This is a genomic window from Bordetella sp. BOR01, from assembly GCF_019218885.1.
In the GTDB taxonomy this organism is placed as follows: Bacteria; Pseudomonadota; Gammaproteobacteria; order Burkholderiales; family Burkholderiaceae_B; genus Bordetella_A.
Map to the genome: position 1 here is coordinate 514,429 of NZ_JAHUWT010000002.1, position 12,150 is coordinate 526,578.

The 12,150-nt window shown below is 59.8% G+C and carries 10 protein-coding genes; all 10 read left to right on the forward strand.

The features are described from left to right. Positions 1–24 precede the first annotated feature (24 nt). The 10 genes from KW845_RS10220 to KW845_RS10265 all read left to right on the forward strand — a co-directional run bounded on the left by KW845_RS10220 (position 25) and on the right by KW845_RS10265 (position 12,122). A complete protein-coding gene (locus tag KW845_RS10220; RefSeq protein WP_218369116.1) occupies positions 25–909 on the forward strand; it encodes a LysR family transcriptional regulator in 885 nt (294 codons plus the stop codon). A gap of 205 nt (positions 910–1,114) precedes the next feature. Beyond that, a complete protein-coding gene (locus KW845_RS10225; RefSeq protein WP_218369117.1) occupies positions 1,115–2,095 on the forward strand; it encodes a tripartite tricarboxylate transporter substrate binding protein in 981 nt (326 codons plus the stop codon). A 21-nt stretch (positions 2,096–2,116) separates the two neighbouring features. After that, the gene (locus KW845_RS10230; RefSeq protein ID WP_218369118.1) at positions 2,117–2,896 is read left to right on the forward strand and encodes an enoyl-CoA hydratase-related protein; all 780 of its coding nucleotides are present in this window, start codon (positions 2,117–2,119) and stop codon (positions 2,894–2,896) included. 172 nt (positions 2,897–3,068) lie between these two features. Beyond that, a complete protein-coding gene (locus KW845_RS10235; RefSeq protein ID WP_255592529.1) occupies positions 3,069–4,061 on the forward strand; it encodes a tripartite tricarboxylate transporter substrate binding protein in 993 nt (330 codons plus the stop codon). Positions 4,062–4,066: 5 nt separating this feature from the next. Then, positions 4,067–5,704: a CoA-transferase gene (locus KW845_RS10240; protein WP_218369119.1), complete on the forward strand. Its 1,638-nt coding sequence runs from the start codon at positions 4,067–4,069 to the stop codon at positions 5,702–5,704. Further along, a complete protein-coding gene (locus KW845_RS10245) occupies positions 5,673–6,701 on the forward strand; it encodes a glycoside hydrolase family 88 protein (RefSeq protein ID WP_218369120.1) in 1,029 nt (342 codons plus the stop codon). Before KW845_RS10240 ends, KW845_RS10245 begins: the two co-directional genes overlap by 32 nt. Before the next feature lie 24 nt (positions 6,702–6,725). Further along, a complete protein-coding gene (locus tag KW845_RS10250) occupies positions 6,726–7,901 on the forward strand; it encodes an acyl-CoA dehydrogenase family protein (RefSeq protein ID WP_218369121.1) in 1,176 nt (391 codons plus the stop codon). A gap of 8 nt (positions 7,902–7,909) precedes the next feature. After that, the gene (locus tag KW845_RS10255) at positions 7,910–9,613 is read left to right on the forward strand and encodes an FAD-binding protein (protein WP_218369122.1); all 1,704 of its coding nucleotides are present in this window, start codon (positions 7,910–7,912) and stop codon (positions 9,611–9,613) included. A 21-nt stretch (positions 9,614–9,634) separates the two neighbouring features. Then, complete coding sequence (locus KW845_RS10260; protein WP_218369123.1) at positions 9,635–10,858, forward strand: CaiB/BaiF CoA-transferase family protein; 1,224 nt, start codon at positions 9,635–9,637, stop codon at positions 10,856–10,858. A 40-nt stretch (positions 10,859–10,898) separates the two neighbouring features. Beyond that, positions 10,899–12,122, forward strand: a complete 1,224-nt coding sequence (locus tag KW845_RS10265) for a CaiB/BaiF CoA-transferase family protein (protein ID WP_218369124.1) — start codon at positions 10,899–10,901, stop codon at positions 12,120–12,122. Positions 12,123–12,150 lie beyond the last annotated feature (28 nt).

Sequence of the window (12,150 nt, forward strand, 5' to 3'; positions counted from 1 at the left end):
GGCACCTTTCGTCGAGTCAATAACATGAAATTCCGCTTGCGCCAGATGGAAGTTTTTCGCGCGGTCATGGTGGCCGGTTCGATAAATGGGGCGGCCAAGATGCTGTTCGTTTCACAGCCAGCCGTCAGCCGCATGATTGCGCATACCGAGCAGACTTTGGGCTTCAAGCTGTTCAATCGTACGAAGGGTAAGCTAATTCCCACGTTCGAAGGCGAGGCGCTGTTTCGTGAAGTGGATGCGCTCTATCAGAACGCCATGCGCGTAGACGATTTCGCAACCGATCTTTCCATGGGCCCGACCGGCACATTGAATCTTTCATCCAGCCCGGGCCTGAGCTATTCGATGGTTCCCACCGCTATCGCCCGCTTTACCGAACGTTATCCACGCATCGGCATCAATTACCATACGTCGTTGCTGCACACTATGGCAGCGGAAGTCCTGAGCAACAAGGTGGATCTGGTGGTCGCCGTATTGCCGCTCGAACACCCGAATCTGAAGGTCGAGTCGTTCGCCAGGGGGCGCATGGTGTGCGTCGTGCCTGATGGCCATGAGCTCGCGGCGCTGGAAGTGGTCAGCGTCTCCGACTTGGTCAAGTATCCACTTATCACCCATCACGAGAGCATTCAGTTCGGCCGGATGATCACGGCCGCGTTCGAGGCGGCTGACGTGCAACTCACGCGTCGTATCACTGTGCTGCAGACCGAAATCGCGTGTTCGCTGGTACGCGCCGGAATCGGAACCGCGATCGTGGACGAATATACCGCGCGCGGCGGAGCATGGCCGGGCCTGCAGGTGCGTCCGCTGGCCGAGGAAATACCATTGGCGCCCAGCATCGTGCGTTCTGTCTTTGGACGGCCCATTACGCACGTCGACAAGTTCATCGAAATATTGACGGAACTGCACGGCTGACTGCCGCTTAACAAGTAGCTATACCCCGAGTCCGAAATGGCATAGGACAGCCGGGTTCCATCTCCCTATCATTCGTCAAATGGCAATGTTGCTGGATGGCGACGCACCGTCGAATGTATAGCAATTGTTCGAGGCACGACCTCTCTCTGAGGCGCTGCTCCGGTTCGCCTGCCGGGAACATCTCGAAAAAATTGAAGGAGACAATATGAAGCGCCTGAAACTCATCGGCACCTGCCTGCTAGTTTGCGGGGCCATATCGACTCATGCCTACGCGTGGGAACCGGTCAAACCCATCCAGCTCATCGTCGGGTTCAGCGCGGGCGGCGGTACCGACGTCATTGCGCGGGCAATCGCGGCCGGCGCCAAGGACGTCATGCCCCAGCCCATCGTGGTAGTCAATCGGCCAGGAGCCTCAGGTGTTATCGCTGCCGACCAAGTCGCGCGGGCCGAGCCAGACGGGTATACCCTCCTGGTTGCCGGCGGCAGTGAAAGCACCTCATTACCGAATCACCAGAAAGTGCCGTATGACCTGGCGAAAGACTTTCGCCCAGTGGCGCATGTCATCCGTCTGCGAACGATGATGGCGGTCAAGGGCGACAGCTCGATCAAGACGTTCGCCGATCTGGTTGCCTATGCCAAGGCCAATCCTGGCAAGTTGTCGTATGGAACGTCCGGCGTCGGCAGCCTGACTCATTCGATGATGCTGATGGTCAACAAGGCCGTCGGCATCGACACTTTCCACGTGCCGTACAAGGGTGACGCAGACGTGATGACCGCGCTATTGGGCGACCAGATCCAAATTGCGCTGGGCTCGCCGGATCAACTCAAGCCGTGGATCGACAGCGGCAAGATGACGCCGCTGACGCTGTCCTCGAATGACCGCTATCCCGGCTTGCCAAATGTACCGACGCTGAAAGAACTAGGCTACGACATCTATCTTGAAAATATGAAGGGTATCGTCGCACCGGCGGGGCTTCCAGATGACATTTATGCCTACTTGAATGAGCACTTGCGGCAGGCAATGCAGACGCAAGCCTTCAAGACTGCGGTCCAACGCAGCAACTTCGAGGTGCAGTACATGAATGGACCAACGTTCGGCGAGGCGATGCGAAAAATGTCCAACGGCATTGCAGCCGCACTGAGCAGTTCCGCCACTGATAAGCCGCTGGCAGCCGTCACCAAGTAATCAGTAATAATTCCAAATGGCATGAGCGAAGAAAATTTGGTGCGCATGGAGTCGCCCGCAGAAGGGGTGCGACTGCTGCGCATTCATCGACCCGAGGCGCGCAATGCACTGAGCATGACCGTGCGCCGGCTGCTTGCTGCATATATTGGTGAGTGCGCACGCGTTCCAGCCGTACGTTGCATCGTGTTGGCCGGCGGCGAGCGTGCCTTCGCCGCCGGCGCGGACATCAAAGAGATGGCCGGCGCGAGCACGGTCGACATGATGAAGCGCGGCGTGCTCGACCTATGGCGCGCGACCGCGGACTGTCCCAAGCCGATGATCGCTGCGGTGCGTGGCTATGCGCTGGGCGGAGGCTGCGAATTGGCGCAGCTGTGCGACATCATCATCGCGGGGGAGTCCGCTCGCTTCGGACAGCCAGAGATCAAGATCGGTATCATTCCGGGCGGCGGCGGCACTCAACGGCTGACCGCGGCGATAGGCAAGCACAAAGCTCTGCGCTACCTGCTTACGGGCGAAGTTTTCAGTGCGCGCGACGCGCATGCTATGGGACTGGTCAGCGAAGTCGTGGCCGATGAGGATGTCGAGCCGCTGGCTGTCTCGATGGCCAGCAAAATCGCCGCCATGCCGCCACTGGCGGTGCAACTGCTAAAGGATGTCGTGCTTCGCGGTATGGACATGCCTCTGGATGCCGGAATTACTTTGGAGACGCGCGCGTTGCATCTCTTGTTCGCCACACGCGACCAGAAAGAAGGCATGGCGGCGTTCATCGAAAAACGCACGCCTCTGTTCACCGGCGAATAGTCTTTAATTTTTGTATCGGCGACGTTAATCACAAGCCGTTTCGCGCATGCGAAATTAACAACAAGACATAGGAAGCAGTCATATCGGCAATTGTCGCGCATAGTCCCCCTCTATAAGATTTCTTCACTTCGCATCCACGCATTACTTCGATGCGCAAGATTCGAGAATATGGATGGAGACAGGCATGCGGCGGGTTGGATTTCTTTCTATCTTCTTGGGAGTGCTGGCAATCGCCGTATTGCCAGGCGCCGCAACTGCCGAACAGTCAACGTGGCCATCCAAGCCCATCACGCTAGTCGTTCCCTTCGCTGCTGGCGGCACGACCGACATTGCCGCGCGCATGATCGCGCGGTACCTGGGACCGGCATTGAACACCCAGGTGATCGTTGAAAATCGCGCCGGCGCGAATGGCATCGTGGGATCGCAAGCCGCGGCGCGCGCGGCGGCGGACGGCTACACGTTGGTCATCGTTGCGCCAGGCCATGCGAGCAACGTTTCTTTGTACAAGGAACTTCCCTACGATACGGTTAACGACTTCGAACCCATCATGCTGCTACTGACGCAGCCGAGCATCCTGGTAGTCCATCCATCTGTACCTGCCAATAGCGTAGGCGAACTCGTGGCGCTGGCAAAGTCGGCACCTGGGGTGTTGACGTATGCGTCGGGTGGAACGGGATCGTCACAGCATCTGGCGGCCGCGATGTTTGCCAGTATGGCCGGCCTGGATTTGGTGCATGTGCCTTACAAAGGCAGTGCGCCGGCCGAAGTTGATCTGCTTGGCGGCCAGGTAAACATGATGTTCGCTTCGATGGTTTCCGTGCTGCCGCAGGTCAAGCAGGGGCGTTTGCGGGCATTGGCCGTCAGCTCCGAGCGGCGATCCCCCACTACCCCTGATTTGCCGACCGTGTCCGAATCCGGCGTTCCTGGCTACGCCGCCGTGGCATGGGCGGGACTGCTTGCTCCCAAGGGAACACCGGGGCCAATCGTCGAACGCCTGAATGCGCAAATCACCAGAATCATGGATCTGCCCGAAGTCAAGAAACGTATGCAAGACCTTGGAGCCGAATTCTCTCCTAATAGCCCGCGCGATTTCGACGCCTTTATCTGTAGCGAGATTACGCGTTGGCATGAGGTCGTACGCCAGGCAAAGATTGAGCAGAACTGAACATCATGAATGTCGTGACGGCGGCGAAAGCCGCGCAACTGGTCAACTCGGGCGACACGGTCGCCATCTGCGGTGTGGTTTCGCTACTTTCGACCGAGGCCGTTCTTGCCGCGCTCGAAGCACGTTTCGGCACCGATGGGACGCCGCGCGACCTGACGGTGATCAGCCCATGTCGAACAGGATGGTCCGCGGCCGGGGCGACGACGGGCCTGGAACACCTGGCCGGCAAAGGCATGGTGCGGCGACTGATCGCCTCTTCGCACAACGTGCGCGATACGCCCAAGCTGATCGGCGCAGCCATGGTCAACGACATTCAGACCTATGTTCTGCCGATGGGAGTCATGTTCCGTTGGATGCGCGAATGCGCCGCGCGCTCGCCAGGTCTGTTGACGCGAGTAGGCATGGAGACGTACTTCGATCCAGCCTCGCCCCAGGCGGGTGACATCCGCGCGCATCCCGACGCCGAACTGCTAAATCTGGTGCGGCGCGTCGATCTGGCCGGTGAAGAATGTCTTTTCGTCCGCAGTATGGAAATCGATGTCGCGATCGTTCGGGGGTCGGTGGCCGACGAAGACGGAAACATCAGCCTCGAAGACGAACCCATCGACGGTGGCGTCCGTCACATGGCGCTTGCCGCCCATACCTGCGGCGGTCGTGTGATTGCCGTCGTAAAGCGTAGGGTGGGGCGCGGTGCAATACCGCCACGGCAGGTCGAAATTCCCGGGATCTGGGTCGACGCCGTTGTGGTCGACGACAGCGCGATCCAGACACAGATCGGATACGAGCCTGCTTTTACCAATGCACGACAACGTGCGCCCAATCCGCTTCCGATGCCGTTGGATCATCAAAAAATCATTTTGCGGCGCGCGGCCATGGAGCTCGCCGAAGGCGATGTCGTGAACCTCGGCGTGGGAATCGGTTCGCAATTGCCGGCCATCGCTGCCGAGGAAGGCTTTCTGGACTCGCTGACTTTCAGCGTCGAGCATGGTGCGCTGGGCGGCGTGCCGGCAATGGGTGTTCCAGGTCAGACGGGGGCGTTCGGCGCGCACTTCAGTCCGCAGGCCATCATGGATTCGGCCGATTTGCTGGACTTCTATCACGGCGGTGGTTTGGACGCGACTCTGCTCGGATTTGCACAGATCGACGGATCCGGCAGCGTCAATGTGGCCCGCTTCAACGGGGCGATCCGCGGTCCCGGCGGTTTTGTAGACATTACTTTCCGTACGCGCAAGCTTCTTCTGTGCGGCACGCTGACGAGCGGCTCGTTGGCGGTCGCCATCGAGGCCGACGCCGCCGGGGTGCCAAGGCTGCGCATTGAGCATGAGGGCCGCCACAAGAAATTACTCCTGGCCATTGAGCAGATCAACCTGCACGGGCCTACCGCCTTTGCCCGGGGTGCGCATATGCGAGTCATCACCGAGCGCTGTGTTTTCGCCCTCGATGAGCACGGCCTGGTGCTGATCGAAGTCGCACCCGGGATCGACATCGACACACAGATCCGGCCCCATGTCGGTTTCGCGCTGCGCGTCGCACCCGATTGCCGAGCGATGGATGCTCGCCTTTTCAAAGCCGAACCTATGCAGTTTTCACTTTGTCCCAGGAGTCTTATCAATGCCGGAAATCATCGTCCGAAAGATGCTTGAACGTGGCCTGCGCGAGCCTATCGACACAGGCGGCAAGCATGCTGCCATGCTCAATGGCATGCATCTGTCGGGGCACACCGACATGCTTGACGAGCAGTTGCAACATACTCTCGCTGGCACCGGCAACATTCCTCGCAGCAAGAATCCCATAGGACGCATTGTCGCCCATCCGAATATCAGCGATTCGATGTCGCGCATCCGGCCGCTGGTATTGGCCGGTTACGAGAAAGAGGCACGCGAGGCGCTGCCAATTTACCTGAAGGAACGCGTCGAAGTGGCTGGCACGCCGGTGTTCTCCACGGCGCCAAGCACCCCGGGCTGGATCTTCGCCGACACGGCCTACATGGTGCCACCGTCGTTGGCGATCATGGGCGAAGTCAAAAAGGCGCAATCGGATCTTACGCGGACGTACGAGCTGCTGGCGACGCCGTCGGGCTTGATCCGCCATGTGCTCAATGCATCAGTACCGGAAGAAGACAGCTACTGCAAGATCGACGTCTGGATCGACGGTACCGCCTGGGGTCGTGCCAATGGCTGGTGGCTTGCAGGGGTAGTCGATACGCTGGAGGTGATGCCGGCCGACGACAAGTTGCTTGCGATGTTCCGCAAGAGTTGTGAGAGTCTACTTGCTCTGCAAGAAGATGGTTTCTGGCGGGCCACGGTGGACGATTCGTATTCGTTGATCGACAGCAGCGCGACGGTGATGATCGGCTACGGCTTCGTCAAGGGCTGGCAGCTGGGTCTGCTGGACCAGACTTACGAACAGGCTGGTATCCGTGCGCTGGAATATGTCCTGCGTCATCACTTCGATTTGCGCGACGGCACGCTGCATCACCAGCAGAAGGGGCCGCTGATCGTGAACGTCGCTAGCCCGAACCCACGTTACCTCAGTTCGGCCAACCCATATGGGCAAGGCTTTCTCGCCAGTCTGTATACGCTGGTGGCGGCCGGCGTGAACGTACGCGACATGAACGTACGGTCGCTTGACCTCCGCTGAACGAGTCGAAGGAGAGATCGCTTCATGGAAAATCTGGAAAAACTAATGGGTCGCCGCGAGCTGGCGCAGTATCTGAATCCGGAACAATTCGAGTTTCGCGAGAGCGTGCATCGTGCCTTGACGCAGCATGCCACACCGGACTATCTGCGTAGGCACGACGAACAGAAACAGTTTCCGACGGAATTGGTCGAGCTGATCGGAAAACAGGGCTGGTTCGCCGTGACGCTGCCCGAAGAGTACGGCGGTGTCGGTGGCTACATGGACATGATTGGCATGCTGGAAGTGATGGGCTATCACAGCAGCACGCTGGCACGCTATTGGAATATCAATGTCAATATGGTTGGCGGGGCACTCGTACAACTTGCTCCACCGACGATCAAGGAGCAGTTGTTGCCTTTGCTGAGCGAAGGCAAGACCTTTTTCTCTTTCGCGCTCAGCGAGAACGGATCTGGTTCCGACGCCGCCAGCCTGAAGACGGCTGCTGTCCGCGACGGCGATGACTTCGTCGTGAATGGCACGAAGATGTGGATCACGGGTGCCGTCCAGGCCAATCATGTGCTGCTGGCATGCCGCACCGACAAGGGCGAGGGTAAGCACGAAGGTATCAGCTTGTTGCTGGTGCCCAATCCGACTCCCGGCATGGAGGTGCGTCCGATCGATTTGCTGGGTGGGCACATGGTGCGATCTTGCGAAATAAACTTCATCGACGCGCGCGTGCCGGCGACACAGCTGATCGGCGATTTGCACAGTGGTTGGAAGCAATTGATGGGTGTGCTGGGCAAAGAGCGGATCGCTCTATCGGCGATCGTGGTCGGTGCGGCGCAGTCTGCGCTGGATCTCGCGTTGGGGTATGCAAAAGAGCGCAAACAGTTTGGCCGATCGATTGCGTCGTTTCAGACTATCAACCACCGATTGGTGGAATTGCAGACGCAAATCGACTGCGCTCGTCTTCTAGCGTATCGCGGCGCGAGCCTTCTGGCCGCGGGCCAGCCCTGCAACGTCGAATCGGCTCAGGCCAAGTTCTTCGCCGGCGATACCTATATGAAGGTCGCACTGGAAGGGTTGCAGATCATGGGCGCCAACGGTTACTCGATGGAATACGCCATGCAGCGTCACTTCCGCGAGGCCAAGGTCTTCCAGATTCTTGGCGGTACGGGCGAAATTTTGCGCAATATCGTCGCGCGGGAATTGCTGTCTTGAGGCCCGATATGCGTATACCGAATGTCGTCAAACGCAGTGCCGATGTATTGGTCGTTGGTGGCGGTGGCGCGGCGAGCCGCGCAGCGTTGTCGGCACGACAGCGGGGCGCCGATGTGCGCCTGCTAACCAAGGCCGCCTTCCAGGCCGGTGGCAGCACGGTGCACGGCGCAAGCGAAATCATGAGCATGGGTGCGGCCGGCTTTGGGGTGGCCGACGATAGTCGGCAAAAACATTTCGACGATACGATGCGCGCGGGACGCGGCTTCATCGACGAGCCGCTGGTGCGCGTGCTGGCCGAGGAAGCGCCCGATCGTATCCGCGACCTGATGGCATTGAACGTGCCGTTCGACCAGGAAGGCGTGGGCCCAAAACTGATCAAGAGCGATTTTGGCAGTCATGCCCGCGCATTGGGCGTGGGCGGAAGAACCGGCAAGGCATTCGTCCAGGCGCTGTCGCGGGAGTTGCTGCGCGCCGGGGTGCAGGTCGATGAAGGCATCGCGCTCGTCGACTTGATCCGCGATACGCACGGTTCCGTCGCTGGCGTGCTGGGATACGACGCCAAATCGCGCACACTGGTGCACTACGACGCGCCGTCCGTGGTTCTCGGGACCGGCGGTCTGCACAGTGCATTCGAACTACAGGTCTCGACCGCCGAGATGACCGGCGATGGCCAGGCGATCTGCTACCGCCACGGAGCAGAATTGGTCAATCTGGAATTCCACCAAGTGGGGCCGGCACTGGTGCATCCTTATGTGCAGTTGTTCAGCGGATCGTCGTTCCGGCTGCGTCCGAGGCTGCTGAACTCGCAAGGGCGCGAGTTTCTCAGGGACTATTTGCCACCGGATATAGACGCGCACACCGTCTACGAAGAGAAGGGCTTTCCGTTTACGGCGACCAACGTGTCGCGCTATATCGACATTGCGATGGCACATGAAGTGAGAGAAGGGCGTGGATCACCGCACGGCGGTGTGTTCTTTTCATTCGCGAACGTAAGCGCCGATGCGCTGGCTCGCGTGCTGCCGAACACCATGAATTGGCTTGGCGACCGAGGCATAGACTTGGCACGAGACATGCTGGAGGTCGGTGTCGCGTTCCAGTGCATGAACGGCGGTGTCCGAATGACGGATGCCAATGCGCAAAGTACCGTGCCTGGTCTTTTTGTTATCGGTGAACTGGCGGGTGGTGTGCGCGGACCGGATCGTCCCGGCGGTAATTCGCTTGCCGAAGGGCAAGTGTTCGGCCACCGCAGTGGCGTCGCGGCAGCTCAGCGCGCATTGCGGGTTGCGAGAAAGGCGCGCGCGCTACCGGCCACGCTAGAGGGCACGCTGCAGGATCTTGGTGGCTTGCTGGCGCGCAAACCGGCATCGGCCCATGTGGCCGCGCTGACGGCGGACGTTCGCCGCGTCATGCAGCGCGAATGCCTGGTGGAGAAAAGCGCCGATGGCCTGAGAGCCGCGTTACGCACGGTGCGCGCTGTTCAGGTCGAAATCGCCGAACGGATCGGGGCAACACCAGACACGCTGCTCGACACGCTCGGCTTGTGCAACATGGCACAGGCCAGCGAACTCGTGCTGAGCGCCTGCCTAAATCGAGACGAGACGCGAAGCGCGCACTACCGCCTGGACTATCCAGAGACAAATCCGTCTCTGGCCCACAGCTACATCCTGCGGCGTGGCGATGGCGGCCCGGTGTTGCGTCGTCTTGACTATTGATTCACTTATTCGGGAGCCATCATGGCCCAATCGTCGAAGCAGCCGCTTTCAGGGTACCGCGTACTGGATCTCACGGTCATGACCGCGGGTCCTTTGGGCACGATGATGCTCGGAGACATCGGTGCCGAGGTCACCAAGATCGAGGAACTGCATAAGGGCGAACTCTCGCGCGGCATGGGTACCTTGTATATCGGTGAGGAAAGCGTCAACTTTCTTTCGCAGAATCGCAATAAGCGCAGTGTACGCCTGGATTTGAAAATGGCGGAAGGCCGCGAAACGTTCTTGCGCATGGCCGCCCGCGCCGATGTGATCACGGAAAATTTTCGCCCAGGCACTCTGGACCGACTAGGCATCGGCTATGACGCGGTACGTGCGGTCAACCCGGGCATCGTGTTCGCCAGCATTTCGGCCTTTGGACAGCATGGGCCTTACGCGCACCTGCCCGCCAACGACCCAATCATCCAGGCGCTGAGCGGGGTGATGGAGATGACCGGGCACCCGGAATCCGGTGCGGCGCGCGTCGGTACGCCCATGCCGGATTTCAACGCCGCCGCGTTGTTGGCATTTTCCGTCACTGCGGCGTTGTTGCATCGCGAACGCACCGGGCAAGGCCAGCGCCTTGATTTGTCTTTGCTTGGGGCGACCATATTCGGCACAGTGCCACGCGATGGCGAGACGCTGGTCACTGGCAATGCGCCGCCTCGGCTGGGTAGCGGCCACCCGAGTTTTTGCCCGTATCGCAACTACCGCAGCAATGATGGCGTGGCATTTTTTCTTGCGTGCTTCACCGAGAAATTCTGGTCGTCGCTATGCAAGGCGCTGGGGCGGAGCGACCTGGCCTGCGATCCACGCAGCCTCACGAATGTCGCGCGTTGCGCCAACCGGGATTTCGTAGATACGCAACTGCAGGCCGAATTCGATCAGCGCGACGGGGAGGAACTATTGGCTTTGTTTGCGCGGTTCAATGTGCCAGCCGCGCGCGTGCAAGACCTGGCTCACGCGCTGAGGCACGACCCCCAGGTAAAGCATAACGAAACGCTTATCGAAGTCGAGCATCCCACGGCCGGCCGATTCGAGATGTTGGCGTTACCAGTGAATTTTCATGGTACCCCCGCGCACTATGGCCGCCCCGCGCCGCGATTGGGTGAACACACGCTCGAAGTCCTGGACGAATACGGCTTCGCGCGCGACGAAGTCGATCGGCTACTGAACGCCGGCGTCATAGCCGGCATGAAGCCGAACTGAGTGCCGACCGATACCATCACTCTTAAGGGGGACTTCTGACATGCAATCGCTGCCTCTCGAGGGCGTCGTGGTGCTGGACCTGTCGCGACAACTGCCTGGCCCCGTTTCCACGCAAATTCTGGCCGACTTCGGGGCGGACGTCATCAAGATCGAGGATACGCATAACGGCGACGACTTCCGCCGTGTCGAGCCGCATTTGAATGGTGTTTCGGCACGCCACATGATGATCAACCGTAACAAGCGCGGCCTGGCGATCAACTTGAAGTCGCCGGAAGGTCGCGCGATATTCCTGGATTTGGCCAAGCGTTCCGATGTCGTTTTCGAACAGTTCCGCCCGGGCGTGGTTCAGCGGCTTGGCATCGATTACGAAGCAGTGCGTGCAGTGAATCCGAAGATTGTCTATTGCGCGCTGTCGGGCTTTGGACAACATGGGCCGCTGCGGGATGTCGTCGCGCATGATCCGAATTATCTGTCCATCAGTGGCATTCTGGGCTTGATGGGGCGGCGCGACGGCCCGCCTGCAATGAGCGGGCCCCAGATTTCCGATCTGGCGGCTGCGAACATGGCGACTATCGGAATATTGCTGGCATTGCGAGGGGCAGAGCGCACCGGACTGGGCGAATACATCGATATCGCGTTGTTCGATAGCGCCTTTTCATTGGCGATTACTGCATTGTCGACGTACGTCGGTAGCGGCACTGCCCCATCACGCGGCGAGGAGCGTCACAACGGTCGATACCCATGGTCGGACATCTATGAAACGGCGGATGGCGGATTCATCACGCTCTCGGCGATAGAGCCGCACTTTTATCGCAATCTTTGCGAAGCATTGGGTCGACCGGAATGGTCCGAATTGCAGTACGCGGACGACGGACAGCAGGAACGAATCCGCGTTGAACTGCGCAATATCTTCATGACGCGCACGCGAGACGAGTGGTTCGAGCGGTTGAAGGACAAGGAAGTCTGCATTAGTCCCGTGCTCACCGTGGCCGAGGCTGCCCGAAGCGAGCAGGTCCAGTCGCGCCAGTGCCTGGTGCCTCACTGCCACCCCGTCGCCGGCGATACGCATTTGCTGTCCACACCGATCCGGATGATGCACGCGCCCGCGGCGATCCGGCGTCATGCACCGGCCCTGGGTGAGCACTCGGCGGAGATACTGGCCTCGCTGGGATTGGACGCCGAGCGTATCGCCGATTTGCATACACGCGGGATCGTGCTTGTTCCGCCTGCTGCCCTTCCCCAGAGGGAAAGGCCCGTTGGTTAGCTAGAGATTGAATGAAAGAAAAATACAA